The sequence below is a fragment of the Georgenia sp. M64 genome, assembly GCF_038049925.1.
In the GTDB taxonomy this organism is placed as follows: Bacteria; Actinomycetota; Actinomycetes; order Actinomycetales; family Actinomycetaceae; genus Georgenia.
In genome coordinates this window covers 979,872-996,646 of sequence record NZ_CP145809.1, presented here as the reverse complement: position 1 = coordinate 996,646, position 16,775 = coordinate 979,872, and the positions used below count along the sequence as shown (strand labels likewise).

The window sequence follows — 16,775 nt, the reverse complement described above, 5'->3', positions numbered from 1 at the left end:
GCCGGCACGGCGCCGAGGAGCGGGGGTCAGAGCTCCCAGGTCGCGCCGGGGACCGCGACCTCGACCGGGCCCGCGAAGGTGTCCTCGGCCTCGGCCCGCACGACGTCGGGGTCGGTCCAGGGCTGGAGGTGGGTCAGGACCAGGCGGCGGGCGCCGCCGGCGGTGGCCGCGGCGCCCGCCCGGCAGCCGGTCATGTGGACCCCGCGGACGGTGTCGCGGCCCTCCTGGAACGCGGCCTCGGACAGGAGCAGGTCCACGCCGGTGGCCAGCTCCACCACCCCTCGGCACGAGTCGGTGTCGCCCGTGTAGGCGAGCGAGACCTCCGCGGGCCCGCCCGGGACGCTGCCCGGTCCGGTCACCCGGATGCCGTAGGCGGGGACGGGGTGCTCGACCGGGAAGGACTCCACCCGCAGCGGCCCCACCTGCAGCGGCGTGGCCGGGTCGTGCTCGAGGAAGCGGAACTCCCCGGAGTAGGTCTCGCTCTCGGGGTCCCCGCCGACGCCACGGACCCGCTCGAGGGCGCCCGAGGGGGCGAGGACGGGCACGGGGGCCAGGACGCCGTCGGGGTGCCAGCGGCGGTAGACCTGCATGCCGATGAGGTCGACCATGTGGTCGGCGTGCAGGTGGGTGATCGCCACGAGGTCGACCTGGGCGGGGTCGACGTGGTTGAGCAGGGCGCCCATCGCGCCGGGGCCGAGGTCGAGGACCACGGACCAGGTGCGGACGGCGCCGTCGGGCCCCGGCCCCTCGGCCTGGACGAGGTAGCACGACGCCGGGGAGGCCGGCCCGGACATCGAGCCCGAGCTGCCGATGACCGTCAGCCTCACCGCGCGCCCTCCAGCTCGGCGGCACCCTGGACCGCCACGACCTCCGGGCCGAGGAAGCGCCGGGCGAGGCGCTGGAACGACCCGGTGTCCCCGGTCGCGAGGAACCGGTGCTCGGGCGGGCCCGACGCGGGGTCGCGCTCGAGGTCGTGCGCGACGAGGGTGCGGTAGACGTCCTTGGCGGTCTCCTCGGCCGAGGAGACGAGCGTGACGTCCTCCCCCATGACGTAGGAGATGACGCCGGTGAGCAGCGGGTAGTGGGTGCAGCCCAGGACGAGGGTGTCCACCCCGGCGGCGCGCACGGGGGCGAGGTACTCCTCGGCGGCGGCGAGGACCTCCGGGCCGGAGGTGATGCCGCGCTCGACGAACTCCACGAACCGTGGGGCGGCGGCCATCGTCAGGTCCAGGTGCGGGGCGGCGGCGAAGGCGTCGCGGTAGGCGCCGGAGTCGATGGTCGCCCGGGTGCCGATGACGCCGACGCGCCCGCTGCGGGTGGCGGCGACGGCGCGGCGCACCGCGGGCTGGATGACCTCGACGACCGGGACGCCGGCGTCGACGGTGTAGCGCTCCCGCGCGTCACGCAGGACGGCCGCCGAGGCGGAGTTGCAGGCGATGACGAGCATCTTCACGCCCGAGACGACCAGGCGGTCCATGACGTCCAGGGCGAGCGCCCGGACCTGGGCGATGGGCTTGGGCCCGTAGGGGGTGTTGGCGGTGTCGCCGATGTAGACGACGGACTCCCCCGGCAGCTGGTCGAGCACCGCGCGGGCGACGGTCAGTCCGCCCACCCCGGAGTCGAAGATGCCGATGGGTGCGTCGTCCATGGTGGGCGAGCCTACTTCGCGCGCCGGGCCCGCTCCATGGACTCGAGCAGTGACTCCTGCCACCACGTCAGGGCCGCGTACATCGTGGCCAGGGCGTCCGTCACGGGGTCGTGACCGTCGTCACCGTCGTCGCCGCCCGAGCGGGCGGACTGGGCGCGGTCGTAGACCTCCTCGGCGTCGTCGTCGTCCTCGATCCCCAGGCGCGAGGCCAGCACCAGACGCACGTCGGTCAGGGCGGCCAGCCACGCCCCCTCCTGCCCCGTGCGCACGACGGCGGCGCCGCCGGGCCGGGCGGGCCCGCGCAGCTCGCGCCAGACCGTCTCGAGCCGGGAGACCTTGGCCGAGCGCAGGCCGCCCTCGGTCAGGGCACGCAGCTCCGCGGCGAGCTCGGGGTCGTCGTGGCTCATCGGCGGCAGGAGCCGGGCGAGGGCCGGGTCGGCGGGGGCGTCGGGGGCCAGGTGCTCGGCGGGGGTGAAGTCCAGGGCGGCGAGGACGGCGTCGTCGGGGGTGAGGCGGGTGCCGCCGGCGGCGGGCAGCTCGCCGGCGCCGGTGCCCGTCCCGGCTCCCGAGCCGGTCTCTGCCAGGCGGGTGCCGAGGAGCTCGGCGGTGTCGGCCACGAGGCGGGCCAGGACCGTGCGCTCGGTCTCCGCGAGCTTCGAGGCGTGCCCACCGGGCACGGGGACGAAGGCGTGCACTAGGCCTCCTGGTCCAGGGTCGCCCACAGCCCGTAGGAGTGCATGGCCTGCACGTCGACCTCCATCTGCTCACGGTGACCGGTGGAGACCACGGCCCGGCCCTGGGTGTGGACCTCCATCATCAGCCGGTGCGCGCGGGGCTCGTCGTAGCCGAAGTAGGTGCGGAAGACGTACGTCACGTAGCTCATGAGGTTGACCGGGTCGTCCCAGACGATGGTCCGCCAAGGCTGGTCGGCCTCGACCTCCTCGGCCTCGTCCGTCTCCTCGGCACGCTGCTCCACGGGCAGGGCGAGGACCGGGACGGCGGGGGGTGGACTCACACCCCCCACTCTAGGCAGAGCGGCGGCCCACTACCGTGTGGCCATGAGGACCACGGCGAGCACGGCGCTGCTGACGGACATGTACGAGCTGACCATGATCGAGGGAGCGGTGCGCTCGGGGACCGCCGAGCGGCGAAGCGTCTTCGAGGTCTTCGCCCGTCGGCTGCCGGCGGGGCGCCGGTACGGCGTCGTCGCCGGGACCGCCCGCATCCTCGACGCGGTCGAGGCGTTCCGGTTCGGTCCGGCCGAGATCGACTACCTCGGGGCCGCGGGCGTCGTGAGCGGGGAGACGCTCGACCGGCTGGCGGGCTACCGCTTCGGCGGGGACATCACCGGCTACGCCGAGGGTGAGGTCTTCTTCCCCGGGTCACCGGTGCTCACGGTCGAGGGCACCTTCGCGGACGCCGTCGTGCTGGAGACGGTGATCCTGTCCATCCTCAACCACGACTGCGCCGTCGCGGCGGCCGCCTCCCGGATGACGGTGGCCGCCCACGGGCGACCCTGCCTGGAGATGGGCGCACGGCGCACGCACGAGGCGGCCGCGGTGGCCGCCGCCCGCGCCGCCGTCGTGGGCGGGTTCGCCGGGACGTCGGTCCTCGAGGCGGGCCGCTCCTACGGCATCCGCGCCATCGGGACGGCCGCGCACTCCTTCACCCTCCTCCACGACGACGAGGAGGCGGCCTTCGCCGCGCAGGTGGCGGCCCTCGGCCCGGGCACCACCCTGCTCGTGGACACCTACGACGTCCCCCGCGGCGTCGAGCGGGCGGTGGCGGCGGCGCGGGCGGCCGGCGGCGAGCTCGGCGCGGTGCGCCTGGACTCCGGCGACCTGGTGGCCCAGGCCTTCACCGTCCGCGAGCAGCTCGACGCGCTCGGTGCGACCTCGACCCGGATCACGGTGACCTCCGACCTGGACGAGTACGCCATCGCCGCGCTCGGGGCCGCACCGGTGGACTCCTACGGGGTCGGCACCAAGCTCGTCACCGGCTCGGGCCACCCCACGGCCGAGCTCGTGTACAAGATCGTCGTCCGGGAGGACGCCGAGGGCCGGATGGAGGAGGTCGCCAAGGCGTCGGCCTCGAAGACCTCGATGGGCGGGCACAAGGTGGCCGGCCGGGTGCTGGACGAGGCCGGCCGGGCCGTCGAGGAGCTCGTGGTCGCCACGTCCGACGTGGCCCGGGCGCGGACGGAGATCGAGCGGGCGGGCGCCCGGCCGCTGCAGGTACCGCTGGTGGTCGGCGGGGAGATCGTCGAGGAGCACCGCGGTCCGGGTGCCCTGGAGGCCGCCGCCCAGCGTCACCTCGCCTCACGGGCGGAGCTGCCGTACCAGGCCTGGCGCCTCAGCGAGGGCGAGCCGGCGATCCCGACCCGGCACGTCGACCTCGACCCGCGCGACGACGAGCGCCGCGCCCGCTGAGCGCGTGGACGGCCGGGCCGGCCGCGGGGGCCCCGTTGCCCGCCACCCCTCGCTCGTTCACCGGGGACGATCCGGCGGCTGTCACCCGTCGGAAGTGCCCCGACCCGGCAGATCGTCCCCGCTCGCCCGCACACGCTCGCCGCTTGTCCCGCCGCGCGCGGACCGCGCCCCCGATGACCCCCGCAGACGGCAGGAGGCCGCCCCCGGGTGGGGGCGGCCTCCTGCGGGACCGGGCGCTGAGGCCCGGACCGGCTCAGACGCGCGACTTGCCGCGCGAGATGACCGTCATGATGAGTGAGACCACAAGGAGGATCACGCCGATCCAGAGCAGGGCCTGACCGACAACCTCCGCGATGCCGAGTACCAACAGCACGACACCGACGATGATGAGAATGAGCCAGAGGGACATGGGGTTCCTCCCGATTCTGTGAACGACTCCCGCCCCCGGGGTTCGGGGACGTGCCGTGCACCTTCGATGGTCACAGCGTGGCACCGCCGGGTCACCCCCGCATCCCGAGACCGCACGTCAGCGCGGCGGGACCGTCAGCTCCGGCCGACGAACCACTTCCGCAGGAGGGCGATCCTGGCCTCGATCTCCTCGGTGCGGGCCAGGGCCACCTCCGGTCCGCCGCACTTGTTGCGCAGCTCGGTGTGGACGACACCGTGCGGGGTGCCCGACCGCCGCGACCACGCCGAGACGAGACCGGAGAGCTCCTTGCGGGCGGCGGCCCGGCGACGGTGGTCGTCGGCACCGGCGTTGTGCCGCCGCGTGGACTCGGCGGCCGACTGGCGCTGCTGCGCCCGGACCTGCTCGGCCTGGCGGGCCCGCAGCAGCGTGGTCACCTGCTCGGGCTCGAGCAGGCCCGGGATCCCCAGGTACTCCTGCTCCTCGACCGAGCCGACCTCGGCGCCGGTACCGAACTCCCCACCGTCGAAGAGCACCTTGTCGAACGACGCCTGTGAGCCCAGCGCCTCGAAACCGGGGAGCATGAGGGAGTCCGAGGCCTGCTCGGCCTGGTTCGCCCGGGCGACGAGGGCGTCCTCCGGGTTGTAGAAGGTGCCCTTCTCCTCGGCGGTGAGCACCCGGTCCAGGGCGTGGTCCCGCTCGACCTCGAGCTCGCCGGCCAGGCCGAGCAGGTGCGGGACCGAGGGCACGAACACCGATGCCGTCTCGCCCCGGCGACGGGCGCGGACGAACCGGCCCACGGCCTGGGCGAAGAAGAGCGGCGTCGAGGTGGCGGTGGCGTAGACCCCCACCGCCAGCCGCGGGACGTCCACCCCCTCGGAGACCATCCGCACCGCGACCATCCAGCGCTGCTCACCCTCGGAGAAGGCGTCGATGCGGGCCGAGGCCCCGTCGTCGTCGGACAGCACGGTCACCGCGGGCTCGCCCGTGATCTGCTCAAGCATCCGCGCGTAGGCGCGCGCCTTGGTCTGGTCGGTGGCGATGACGAGCCCGCCGGCGTCGGGCACCTGCCGGCGGACCTCGCTCAGCCGCTGGTCCGCCGCCGCGAGCACGGCGGGGACCCACTCCCCGGCCGGGTCGAGCGCCGTGCGCCACGCCTGGGCGGTGAAGTCCTTGGTCAGCGGCTCGCCCAGGGTCGCCGAGACCTCGTCGCCCGCCTTGGTCCGCCAGCGCATCTGGCCGGAGTAGGACAGGAAGATCACCGGGCGGACGACGCCGTCGCGCAGCGCGTCGCCGTAGCCGTAGGAGTAGTCCGGCCGGGAGCGGCGGATGCCGTCGGCGTCGCGCGCGTACTCCACGAACGGGATCGCCGCGGTGTCGGACCGGAACGGGGTTCCCGTCAGGGCGAGGCGCCGCCGGGCCGGCTCGAACGCCTCGAGGACGGCGTCGCCCCAGCTGAGCGCGTCGCCGCCGTGGTGGACCTCGTCGAGGATGACCAGGGTCGGCTCGGCGGTGGTGCGGGCCCGGTGCAGGGCGGGGTTGGCGGCCACCTGGGCGTAGGTCAGGGCCACGCCGTCGAAGGAGGCGCCGTGGCGTCCCTGGGCGTTGGTGAACGCGGGATCCAGGTGCACGCCGACCCGCGCGGCCGCGTCGGCCCACTGGGTCTTGAGGTGCTCGGTGGGGCAGACGACGGTCACCCGACGCACGGTCCCGGCCGCGATGAGCTCGGTGGCGATCCGCAGGGCGAACGTCGTCTTCCCGGCCCCGGGCGTGGCGACGGCGAGGAAGTCCCGCGGCTGACGCTCGAGGTACCGCGCCAGGGCGTCCGCCTGCCAGGCGCGCAGGCGCGAGGCCGTGCCCCAGGCCGCCCGCGCGGGGTAGGCGGGCGAGAGGCTCTCGGCCGCCGCCGTGGAGACGGCGGTCGGTCCGGCGGGGTGGCTCGGCGTCGAGCGGCGCGGGTGCTCCGCGCTCACTCCCCGCTTCCCGAGGAGGCGCCGTCCTTGCGGCCGCGCCCGAAGGGCCAGCCACGCCCCTTGCCGCCCTCGTCGCCGCCGGGGTTCATGCCCTCGAAGATCGCCTTGCACGTGGGGCACACCGGGTACTTGTTCGGGTCGCGCCCCGGCGTCCAGACCTTTCCGCACAGGGCGACCACCGGCTGGCCGGTGACGGCCGCGGCGGTGATCTTGTCCTTGCGGACGTAGTGGGCGTAGCGCTCGTCGTCCCCGGGCGAGACCTGCTCGCGCACCTCCTCGCGCTCGAGCACGCTCGTGCCGCCCGCGGGGGCGCTGGAGGGGGGTGCCGGCTGCTGCGGACCGGTGGGCCGGTCGGGGGTGGAGCTCATGGCACCCAGTCTAAGCACCGCCGCGGGTGCCACACCCGGGCGCCACGCTCGCGTGCCGACGGCGCAAGGGACCCAGGTCCCGACGTCGTCAGAGTCCCTGCCAGGACGGCTTGCCGGCGAAGACCTCGCGGTAGTAGCCGGCGAGCTGGAGGCGGGAGGCCGCGGCGTCGTCGACGAGCACGGTGGCCCGCGGGTGGTGCTGCATGATCGTGGCCGGCCACATCGCGCTGACGGGGCCCTCGACCAGGTGGTGCACTGCCTCGGCCTTGCCGGCGCCGGTGGCGACGAGGACGAGGTGGCGGGCGGACATGATCGTCGCCAGACCCTGGGTGAGGCAGTGCCGCGGGACGGCGTCGACGTCGCCGTCGAAGAAGCGGGCGTTGTCCCGCCGGGTCTGGGAGGTCAGGGTCTTGATGCGGGTGCGCGAGGCGAGGGAGGAGCCCGGCTCGTTGAAGGCGATGTGGCCGTCGCTGCCGATGCCGAGGAGCTGGAGGTCGACCCCGCCCGCGTCGGCGATGGCCGCCTCGTAGGCGGTGCACGCGGCGGGCAGGTCCTCGGCGTTGCCGTCGGGCCCCTGGACCGCGCCGTCCGGGAGGTCCACGCGCCCGGCGAACTCGCGCTCGATGACGTTGCGGTACCGCTCCGGGTGGTCGTCCGGCAGCCCGACGTACTCGTCGAGCATGAACGCCCGCACCCGGGCGAGGCTGAGGGCGCCGGCCTCGTACCGGCGGACGAGCTCGTCGTAGACGGCCAGGGGGCTGGAGCCCGTGGCCAGGCCGAGCACGGCGTCGGGACGGTCGGCGAGGAGGCTCTGGACCTCGTCGGCCACGAGCCGGGCGATGGCCGCCGCATCGGGCTGGATGACGACTTCCACGTCACTCTCCTGGTGCTCGGGGCGCGGGGCGCCGGGGACGCGGGGCGTCGCCGCCGCGCCGGTGAAGACGGGACGGGCAGGACCGGTGTGGTCCTGCCCGTCCCTCGCGCGTCAGCGCAGGGTCACTTGGCGACGGCCTTCTTCAGGGCCGAGCCGGCGGAGATCTTGACGCCGTAGCCGGCGGGGATCTGGATCTCCTCGCCGGTGCGGGGGTTGCGACCGGTGCGGGCGGCGCGCTCGACGCGCTCCACGCTCAGCAGACCGGTGACCTTGACGGCCTCCCCCTTGCCGAGGGAGTCCACCAGGACGTCCTGCAGCGCGGACAGGGCGGCGTCGGCCTGGGTCTTGGAGAGCGAGGCGCGCTCGGCGACGGCGGCGACGAGCTCGGTGCGGTTGACGGACATAGAAACCCTCTCATCGTTCGGAACGGGCACCCGTATCGGGTGCCGCTGCGCCCGACACTACGCACAGCCGGGCGCCGATGTCGTCCGCACACGCCACCTTTCCGCGTGTCTGCGCCGATCTGGCCCTCTGACGAGACCCTCGGTCCACCTCATCCGTCACATCTGTCACACAAGTCACACAGGCGTCGCACGCCGGGTGCCGTGCCGCCGTGCGCTCAGCCGCGAGCGCTGCCGGGACCCATCGCGGAGCGCCGCCACGCCTCCCGCTCGTCCCGCGCCGGTCGCGGGGCGTAGCCGCCGTCGCCGCGGTCGGCGAGCTCGGGGTCGTCGCCCTGCTGCCCGCCCACCTCCTCGGTCGTGGTGCGGAGCAGGTTCATCGCCGCGTCGGCCCGCACGATCGACTCGAGCATCAGCTCGGCGCCCTCCACCATGCCGGGGGTCGGTGCGAACACCCCGCCGTGGAGGTGCGCGTCCACGCACGGCACCATGACCGTCTCCCGCACGGGATGCATCTGCAGGGCGCTGAGGACGCCGCGCAGCGCCTCGGCGCCGCGGATCCCGGCGGTCATCCCCGACCCGTACGAGACGATGCCGGCGGGCTTGAACGCCCACTCCTGCACGAGGAAGTCGAGGGCGTTCTTCAGCAGGGCCGGGTACCCGCGGTTGTACTCCGGCATGACGAAGACGAAGGCGTCCTGGCTCTCGACGCGCTCGGACCAGCGCAGGGTGTGCGGGTGCGTGTAGCGCCGGTAGCGCGGCAGGAACGGCTCGTCGAACAGGGGCAGGGCGACCTGCTGGAGGTCGATCTCGTCCACCTCGAAGGCGCGGCAGTGGCGGGCCCGCTCCGCGACCCAGGCGGCGATCGGGCTGCCCGTGCGGTTCGGGCTCGTGGACGCCGAGACGATGGCGAGTCGGATCACGGCTACTCCTCCGCCGTTGGGTCGAACCGGACGTTCCGGCACACTACCGGCGCCTCGCCGCGTCGGACCGGGACCGGGGTCCCGCCCGCCGCTCCGGTGCGAGCGGTAGCCGCCCCGGCCGGGTCCCGTCCGGCACGCCCTCCCCCGCGGCCCGGCACGCACGGGCACGTGATCGGGGGCAGGATGGACGCCGGACACCGACGAGAGGGGAAGCGGACATGGAGGAACGGGTGCTGGGCGCGACGGGGCGCGAGGTCTCGGTGGTGGGCCTGGGGACCTGGCAGCTGGGCGCGGACTGGGGCGAGGTGGACGAGTCCCAGGCCCGCGGTGTGCTCGAGGCGGCCGTCGACGCCGGGGTGACGTTCTTCGACACCGCCGACGTCTACGGCGACGGGCGCAGCGAGTCGATCATCGGCGCCTTCCTGCGCGCCCACGCCGGGCCGGCGGTCACCGTCGCGACGAAGATGGGCCGGCGGGTCGAGCAGGTGCCCGAGAACTACCACCTCGAGGCGTTCCGGGCCTGGACCGACCGGTCGCGGGAGAACCTCGAGGTCGCGCGGCTCGACCTGGTCCAGCTGCACTGCCCCCCCACCGTGGTCCACGGCGACGACGCCGTCTTCGAGGCGCTCGAGACCCTCGTGGACGAGGGCCGGATCGCGGCCTACGGCGTCAGTGTCGAGACGTGCGACGAGGCCCTGGCCGCCATGGAGCACCCGGGTCTGGCGAGCGTGCAGATCATCCTCAACGCCTTCCGACGCAAGCCGCTCGAGCGGGTGCTGCCCACCGCCGCGGAGAAGGGCGTGGGGATCATCGCGCGGGTGCCGCTGGCCTCGGGGCTGCTGTCCGGGCGCTACACCCACGACACGGTCTTCGCCCCGCGCGACCACCGCACCTACAACCGCCACGGGGAGAGCTTCGACGTCGGCGAGACCTTCTCGGGCGTCGACTACGACACGGGCGTGGACGCCGCGAAGGACTTCAGCGCCCTGGCCGCCGAGCTCGGTCCGGCGGGCGCCACCCCGGCCCAGGTCGCGCTGCGGTGGATCGTCCAGCAGCCGGGCGTGACCACGGTGATCCCGGGGGCGCGCAACGCCGAGCAGGCGCGGGCCAACGCCGCCGCGGGCGAGCTGCCCGAGCTCTCCGAGGAGCTGCTCGTCGCTGTCGAGCGCCTCTACGACGAGCGGATCCGGGCGCAGGTGCACCACCGCTGGTGACATCAGCAGGGCCCGGGCCCGTCAGGCCGCACGGCGGGACGGGCCCGGGCCCGTCCCGCCGGCCCGACAGGTGATGCCTACCGGCAGGTGATGCCTACGGGACGAAGGTGATGACCGACCCGGTCGGCGGTCCGAAGCCGAAGCCCACGGCGGCGTAGAGCGCACCGTCGTGGTACTCGACGGCGTTTGGTCCGCCGACGGCGAGGACCTCGACCGGGGTGTCGCCGTCCGCCATCGAGATGCGGCCACCGAACAGCTCGGTCACATATATCGTGCCGTCGGGGGCCACGGCGAGGTCCGTGGCGCCGAGGAACCCCGTGGCCACGAGCTCCACGTCGCCGGTGGCCGGGTCCACCCGGAACACGGAACCGTTCGCGCCCAGCGCGTCGCTCTCCGGTCCGCCCGGCAGGGAGGTGACGTAGAGCATGCCGTCCGGACCGACCTCGACGTCGGTGGGGACCGGCTCGAGGTTGAGTGTTGCGCCCTCGGCGCAGCTGATGTCGGCGCCGAAGTCCGCCATGGCCACGTCGATCACCGTCTGGTCCACCGTGAGGGCAATCGGTGGAAGGACGGCGAGTGTCTCGACCCCGCCGTTGGGACGGACGCGCAGCAGGTCGTTGCCACCGGCGTCGGCGACCACCCGGCTGCCGTCGTCGAGGATGGTCACGGAGTAGACGTTGGAGTCCAGGCCCCCGTCGTAGGGGAGGAGGAACTCCGGCACCGTGCAGCCCTCAGGGAGGCCGACGAGGCCGTAGGTGTTGCCCTGGTCGGGGTTGTGGTTGTCCTCGTACGTCCCGAGGTCGGCGAGCAGCCTGGTGCGGCCGTTGGGCAGGAGCCGGTAGACGAAGCCGTCCGTGGTGCCCATGCCACCGCCCGACTCGAGGTAGGTGAGCGTGCCGCGACCGCGAGCGTCGACCCCGGTGATGAGCATGCCCGCCGCCGGGTGGGCGAGGTCGACGATCTCACCCGAGCTGACCTCGGAGAGCGCCCCGCCGAACATCTGAGCGACGTAGATCGACCCGTCGGAGCCGACCGACAGCCCGCTCGGTCCGGCCAGGCCCGAGACGATCGTGTCGTAGTGGGCGTCGCCCGTCGCCGGTGCCACCGCGACGCCCGCCATGACGAGCCCACCGGCAAGTGCGATGCCGGTCCGTGCTGCCTTCCACCCCATCGTGGTCCTCCTTGAGGAGCGGCACCCCGTCGGTACCGGACAGTCCGGGACCTTAGGCCCTTGTCCCGGCGGCGGTAAGGGGGCTGAGGATGATTTCCGGGGTGATCTCGCGCGCTCCCCCGTTCTCACCCTTGCCGCCGGACGTGCGACAGAGTGCGGCGGTCAGCGCAGGTGCCGCGCCACCACGGCGACCAGGTCCTCGACGTCCTCCTCGGTGGAGTCGAACGACGCGACCGCCCGCACGGTCGCCGCGTCCCAGGCGAGGACCGGCGCCTCGGCGACCAGCCCGGGCAGCACGCCCGGGTCGACCGCGAAGAAGACGGCGTTGGCCTCGACGGGGTGGCGCAGCGCGACGCCGAGGTCGCCCAGCCGCGCGGCGAGGTGGTCGGCGACGGCGTTGGCATGGCGGGCCCCCGTCAGCCACAGGTCGTCGGTGAGCAGGGCGAGGAGCTGGGCGGAGACGAACCGCATCTTCGAGGCCAGCTGGGTGGACGCCTTGCGGAGCCGGTCCACCGGCTCCGCAAGGGCGGGGTCCAGGACGAGGACGGCGTCGCCGAACATGGCACCGTTCTTGGTGGCCCCGAGGGAGACGACGTCCGCCCCGGCGCAGGCCTCGGCGAGCCCCACGCGGTGGCGGGCGGCGGCGTTGGCCAGCCGGGCGCCGTCGACGTGGAGCCGGGCCCCCCGGTCGCGGGCGAACACGGTGACGGCGGCGAGCTCGTCGCCGGTGTAGACCGTGCCCAGCTCGGTGCTCTGAGCCAGGCTCACGGCCGCCGGCCGGGCGTGGTGGACGGTCCCGTCGTAGGCGTCGAAGGCCGGCGCGAGGGTGGCCGGCGTCGCCTTGCCGCTGGTGTGCGTGACGGTGACGATCCGGGTCCCGCCGACCAGCTGGGGCGCCGTGGACTCGTCGGTGACCATGTGGGAGACCTCGGTGGCCACGGCGGCGTCCCACCGCTGGAGCATCGCCTGCAGGGCGACGACGTTCGCGCCGGTGCCGTTGAAGACGGGGAAGATCCGCGCGTCGGGCCCGAAGACCTCGCTCACCCTCTCGCCGAGTGCCGCGGTGGTCCGGTCCCCGCCGTACGAGGGTTCGTGGCCCTCGCCCGCCGCCGCGATGGCGGCCAGGACGGCCGGGTGGACGCCGGAGGCGTTGTCGGAGGTGAAGCCGCGGGAGGTCATGGGCCGATTCTCCCGCGGGCGGCGTAACCCGCCGGACATCTCCACCACCTAAGTTGCCCGCATGGCAGCGACGACGCCTGGCGGGCCCGTCCCTAGGGTTGGGCCATGAACGCACCGGTGGCACCCGGCACCGCCCGGGTCGACCCCTTCATCGGCACCGAGGTCACCGACCTGCCCCACCGCACCGGGCTGGCGGCGCGCTGGTGGTCGCCCAAGCCGCAGATCGGCAACACCCACCCGGGCGCGACCTACCCGCTCGGGATGGTCTCCGCGTGCGCCTACTCCGGTGCGTACCCCACCGGGTACGGGCGCTACGACCTCAGCACCGAGGGCGTGCCGGCGCCGATGCACGAGCGTCAGCTCGCCTCGGGCGTGACCCACTTCCAGCAGTCGGGCACGGGAGCGATCCGCAAGTACTACAACTACTTCCGCGTCACCCCCATGGTCGAGCCCCTGGACGCCCTGGGCACGCTGTGGGAGATCGAGGACGAGGAGGCCGAGCCGGGCTGGTACAGCGCCACGCTGTCCACGGGGATCCGGTGCGAGGTGACGGTGGGGCCGAAGAGCGCCGTGCACCGGTACACGTTCCCGCGCCACCCCGACGCGCGGCTCGTCGTCGACCTCTCCCTCGGCGGTCTGGCCATCCCGTTCGGGGCGACCGTGCCGCTGCGGGCGTACCTGCAGAGCGTGGGGCCGGGGATGGCGCAGGGGCAGATCGTCGTTGAGGGCGCACCCCTGGCCGTGCACCTGGAGTGCGACACCGACTGGCGCCAGCTGCTCTGGTACGACCGGCGGCTCATGCCCGGCGGGACCCGGCTGGACTTCGACGCCATCCGCCCCACCACCCTGCGCTCCTTCGGGCTCATGTGGGCCGGGCCGGCCGAGGCGGGACAGAGCGTGGAGCTGCGCATGGGCTTCTCCCTGCGCGGGCCCGAGCAGGCGAGGGAGAACCTGTACCGCGACTGCGGTCCGGCCCGCTCGAGCTTCACCTCCCGGCGAGCGGCGACGGCGAGGACCTGGGACGAGCACCTCGACCTCGTCGAGGTCGAGACCTCCTCCCCCGAGCGCCGGACCGTCTTCTCCACCGCCCTCTACCACTCCCTCGTCAAGCCCTCCTTCGCGCCGGCCGAGAGCCCCTTCTGGCCCGGGGACGGGCCGTTCGCCTTCGACATCTCCACGATGTGGGACATCTACCGCACCCAGCTGCCGCTGCTGACGACGCTGCTGCCGCACCGGGCCGTCGAGCTCGCCCGCGCCCTGCTGACCATCTGCGAGGAGGAGGGCAACCTCCCCGTCGGCTACCGCATGGCCCGCGGGGCCGACCGGTTCTCCCGGCAGGGCAGCGCGCTCGCGCACACCTTCCTCGCGGACCTGTGCCAGGCCGGGCTGCCGCTGGACTGGGACTGGGCCCTGGTCCACATGCACAACGACCTTCGCCGCACCTACGGCGAGGAGTACCTCCTGCGCGGGGTGGCCCACCCCATCAGCCACACCCTCGACCTGGCGTTCGGGTACTGGTGCACGGCGAAGGTGGCCGCCCACGTCGGCGACCGGACGCTCGCGGCCCAGTTCGACCGCCTCGCCGGCGGGTGGGCCGCGGCCTACGACCCCGCGACCGGTCTGCTGCGTGACTCCACCTTCTACGAGGGCGGGCCGTGGAACTACTCCTTCCGGCTGCTGCACGACATGGCCGCCCGGATCGGGCTCGCCGGGGGCGACGAGAGGTTCGTCGGCATGCTCGACACCTTCTTCGGCTACGGCGCTGCCCCCGTGCGGCTGCCGGGCCTGGCCCCGACGACGGCGGAGCTCGCCGAGGGCTACGCGCTCGGCCGGTTCGAGGGGCTCAACAACGAGCCGGACATGGACGCGCCGTGGGCCTACCACTACGCCGGCCGCCCGGACCGCACCGCCGAGGTCGTCCACGCCGTGGTCAACCAGCAGTTCGGCACCGGCCGGGGCGGCCTGCCGGGCAACGACGACTCCGGCGGGCTGAGCTCGTGGTACGTCTGGGCCTCGCTCGGGCTCTTCCCCGTGGCGGGTCAGCACCTCTTCCTCGTCAACGCCCCGTCCTTCCCCCGCGCGCGCCTGGCCGTCCCCGGCGGGTCCTTCGAGATCACGACGACCGGGTTCGTCGAGCCGGAGCCCGGCGGTCGTGCACAATACGTCCGCGCCGCCACGCTGAACGGCGAGCCCCTGGAGCGCACCTGGCTCGGCGGCGACGAGGTCCACCACGGTGGCCACCTCGCCCTCGAGCTCGGTGACACCCCCACCGGGTGGGGCAACGACGGTCGACCGCCGTCGGCCTCCACCCGCCCCGTCCCCCGACCGGAGGTTCCATGACCGAGCGACCCGACCGCCGCCTCGTGATCGTCGTGCGCGCCGACCCGGTGATCTGTGGCCACTCCGGCGAGGCGCGCAACCTCGCCGAGGCGGCGCTGACGCGAGGCTTCGACGAGGTCCGGATCCTCACCTGGCCGCTGGAGCGGCTCGAGGCCACCGGCCTGCCCCTCAAGCCCCTCGACGGGGTCCTGCCCTACAGCCCCGGGATCGTCGTCGAGCGCCCCGCCCCGGTCGGGGACTACAAGGTCCCCGACGGGCGCTACCTCGCCGGCCTGACCGGCCGCCTCGTCGAGCTCTTCACCGACGGCGTGCCCACCGTGTGCCTGTCCCTCTACCTCAGCCCGCACACCGTCGCCGTCGCCGACGCCGTCCGGGTCGCCAGGGACACCGGCCTTCCGGTGGAGGTCACCACCATCGCCGAGGCGGTCGGCTCCGACGTCACCAACGTCGTGCGCGCCTGCGTGGAGGAGGACCGGTTCGGGGCCGCCGCCCACGTCCTGTCGTCCTACCTCGCCCAGGACCACTGCGTGGCCGTGTCGGCGTACACCCGCGACCTCATCGTCGCCGAGGCCGCCGCGATCGACGCCCGTCACGGCACCGACTACGCGCGGCGGTGCCGCGAGCGCATCGGCATCTCCTACCCGGCGATCGACACCAGCGCCTACCTCGACCTGGCGGACGCCGAGGTCGAGGCGGTCCTGGCCCGTCGGGGGCTGCGCCGGGACGGCTACGTCCTCTTCCTCTCCCGGCTCAGCCGCGCCAAGGGCGTCGACGACCTCATCGCCGGGTTCGCCGCGAGCGACGGCGCAGCGGGGCTGCGCCTCGTCGTCGCCGGCCGTGGGCCGGAGGCGGAGGAGCTGCGGGCGGTCGCGGCGGCGTCGCCGGCGGCCGGTCGGATCGTCTTCCTCGACGACGTCGACGACGCCGAGAAGCCCGCCCTCATGGCCGGCTGCGCGGCGTACGTCCTGCCGAGCAAGCCGCTGCCGGAGTTCGTGGAGACCTTCGGCATCGCCCTGGTGGAGAAGATGCTCGCCGGCGGCGGCCCGGTGGTCACGACGGAGACGGGCGGGATCGGCGAGGCCGTGGGCGACCACGCCCTCATCGTGCCGGTGGACGACCCGGGCGCGATCGCCGCGGCCCTGGACCGGGTGGCCGCCATGCCGGCGCAGGAGCGGGCCCGGCGCGAGCGCGAGGCCCGTGCCCACGCCCTGCAGTTCGACCGCGGCGCGGTCTTCGACGCGCTGTTCGCCCGGCTCCAGCCGGTCCCGGCCGCACCCGCCGCGGCGCCGGTTCCCTAGGCCCGGCCCCATGGGAGGCCCGCCCCCACGGGAGGCTCGCCACCCACGACCACGCGGGGCTCGATCCCGCGGGAGGCCCGCCCCCACGACGACGAGAGGCCGCCCCGGTGGGGCGGCCTCTCGTTCTTGGGGTGATCAGCGACGGCTGCCGGGCAGCCACCGTTGGTGGAGATGGCGGGAATCGAACCCGCGTCCGACGGCGTGGAACCAGGGCTTCTCCGGGTGCAGTCTGCTGACGATTTTCTCGGCCCCAGCGATCTCGCAGACAAGTCGCTGACAGGCCCAGTCATCTGAGTGTTCCCGCAGCCCCGATGACGAGGACTACGAGCAGTGGCTCTCTAGATGACGCCAGGAACCGGGACGAGAGCTAGCCCGGGCTGACGGAGTCGCTACTCGCTCAGGCGGCGAGGGCGAACTCGGTGCGCTTGGAATCGGCACCTATTGGTTTGCAGAGAGCGTTGACGAGATGACTCTGCATCCTCGACCCGCTTCTCCTGGAACGACGACCATCGTCGAAACCGATCATCCCCCTGTTGAGTTGTCACCGCCGC

The 16,775-nt window shown here is 74.1% G+C and carries 16 protein-coding genes and 1 other RNA gene; 4 read left to right on the top strand and 13 right to left on the bottom strand.

Annotated features, from left to right (window positions below; genetic code table 11):
- Window positions 1-26: 26 nt before the first annotated feature.
- From AAEM63_RS04480 to clpS, 4 genes are read right to left on the bottom strand one after another with little or no spacing between them, the layout of a single operon-like run.
- Complete coding sequence (locus tag AAEM63_RS04480) at window positions 27-827, bottom strand: MBL fold metallo-hydrolase (protein WP_341360450.1); 801 nt, start codon at window positions 825-827, stop codon at window positions 27-29.
- Complete coding sequence (gene murI / locus AAEM63_RS04475; RefSeq protein ID WP_341360449.1) at window positions 824-1,648, bottom strand: glutamate racemase; 825 nt, start codon at window positions 1,646-1,648, stop codon at window positions 824-826. Before murI ends, AAEM63_RS04480 begins: the two co-directional genes overlap by 4 nt.
- An 11-nt stretch (window positions 1,649-1,659) precedes the next feature.
- A complete protein-coding gene (locus tag AAEM63_RS04470; protein WP_341360448.1) occupies window positions 1,660-2,343 on the bottom strand; it encodes a DUF2017 family protein in 684 nt (227 codons plus the stop codon).
- Window positions 2,343-2,630, bottom strand: a complete 288-nt coding sequence (clpS, locus tag AAEM63_RS04465) for an ATP-dependent Clp protease adapter ClpS (RefSeq protein WP_341361305.1) — start codon at window positions 2,628-2,630, stop codon at window positions 2,343-2,345. The genes AAEM63_RS04470 and clpS overlap by 1 nt, the downstream gene beginning before the upstream one ends.
- Before the next feature lie 76 nt (window positions 2,631-2,706).
- Between clpS and AAEM63_RS04460 the strand changes: the two genes are divergently transcribed.
- A complete protein-coding gene (locus AAEM63_RS04460; protein ID WP_341360447.1) occupies window positions 2,707-4,077 on the top strand; it encodes a nicotinate phosphoribosyltransferase in 1,371 nt (456 codons plus the stop codon).
- Between the two features lie 253 nt (window positions 4,078-4,330).
- Here AAEM63_RS04460 and AAEM63_RS04455 read toward each other — a convergent pair whose 3' ends face one another.
- From AAEM63_RS04455 to AAEM63_RS04430, 6 genes are all read right to left on the bottom strand, one after another.
- Window positions 4,331-4,486, bottom strand: coding sequence for a hypothetical protein (locus AAEM63_RS04455; protein WP_341360446.1), 156 nt, complete (start codon window positions 4,484-4,486; stop codon window positions 4,331-4,333).
- Window positions 4,487-4,620: 134 nt separating this feature from the next.
- Window positions 4,621-6,456 (bottom strand): DEAD/DEAH box helicase, encoded by a 1,836-nt coding sequence (locus AAEM63_RS04450; protein WP_341360445.1) that lies wholly within the window; start codon window positions 6,454-6,456, stop codon window positions 4,621-4,623.
- Window positions 6,453-6,824 (bottom strand): DUF3039 domain-containing protein, encoded by a 372-nt coding sequence (locus AAEM63_RS04445; protein ID WP_341360444.1) that lies wholly within the window; start codon window positions 6,822-6,824, stop codon window positions 6,453-6,455. The genes AAEM63_RS04450 and AAEM63_RS04445 overlap by 4 nt, the downstream gene beginning before the upstream one ends.
- Before the next feature lie 88 nt (window positions 6,825-6,912).
- Window positions 6,913-7,698 (bottom strand): glucosamine-6-phosphate deaminase, encoded by a 786-nt coding sequence (nagB, locus tag AAEM63_RS04440; protein ID WP_341360443.1) that lies wholly within the window; start codon window positions 7,696-7,698, stop codon window positions 6,913-6,915.
- A gap of 122 nt (window positions 7,699-7,820) precedes the next feature.
- Window positions 7,821-8,102 (bottom strand): HU family DNA-binding protein, encoded by a 282-nt coding sequence (locus AAEM63_RS04435; RefSeq protein ID WP_123917403.1) that lies wholly within the window; start codon window positions 8,100-8,102, stop codon window positions 7,821-7,823.
- 215 nt (window positions 8,103-8,317) lie between these two features.
- Window positions 8,318-9,022, bottom strand: coding sequence for an NAD(P)H-dependent oxidoreductase (locus AAEM63_RS04430; protein ID WP_341360442.1), 705 nt, complete (start codon window positions 9,020-9,022; stop codon window positions 8,318-8,320).
- Window positions 9,023-9,240: 218 nt separating this feature from the next.
- Between AAEM63_RS04430 and AAEM63_RS04425 the strand changes: the two genes are divergently transcribed.
- Window positions 9,241-10,236: an aldo/keto reductase gene (locus tag AAEM63_RS04425; protein ID WP_341360441.1), complete on the top strand. Its 996-nt coding sequence runs from the start codon at window positions 9,241-9,243 to the stop codon at window positions 10,234-10,236.
- Between the two features lie 94 nt (window positions 10,237-10,330).
- On the opposite strand, the gene AAEM63_RS04420 is transcribed toward AAEM63_RS04425, so the two are convergent.
- Both AAEM63_RS04420 and AAEM63_RS04415 read right to left on the bottom strand, forming a co-directional pair.
- A complete protein-coding gene (locus AAEM63_RS04420) occupies window positions 10,331-11,407 on the bottom strand; it encodes a ScyD/ScyE family protein (protein WP_341360440.1) in 1,077 nt (358 codons plus the stop codon).
- Window positions 11,408-11,569: 162 nt separating this feature from the next.
- Entirely contained in the window at window positions 11,570-12,586 is a 1,017-nt protein-coding gene (locus tag AAEM63_RS04415; RefSeq protein ID WP_341360439.1) for a beta-eliminating lyase-related protein, read from the bottom strand.
- 105 nt (window positions 12,587-12,691) lie between these two features.
- Between AAEM63_RS04415 and AAEM63_RS04410 the strand changes: the two genes are divergently transcribed.
- Window positions 12,692-14,926 (top strand): glycoside hydrolase domain-containing protein, encoded by a 2,235-nt coding sequence (locus AAEM63_RS04410; protein WP_341360438.1) that lies wholly within the window; start codon window positions 12,692-12,694, stop codon window positions 14,924-14,926.
- Window positions 14,923-16,224, top strand: coding sequence for a glycosyltransferase (locus tag AAEM63_RS04405; RefSeq protein WP_341360437.1), 1,302 nt, complete (start codon window positions 14,923-14,925; stop codon window positions 16,222-16,224). Before AAEM63_RS04410 ends, AAEM63_RS04405 begins: the two co-directional genes overlap by 4 nt.
- A gap of 163 nt (window positions 16,225-16,387) precedes the next feature.
- Here the strand turns inward: AAEM63_RS04405 and ssrA are convergent.
- Window positions 16,388-16,754: a transfer-messenger RNA gene (gene ssrA / locus AAEM63_RS04400) on the bottom strand.
- Between the last annotated feature and the right edge of the window lie 21 nt (window positions 16,755-16,775).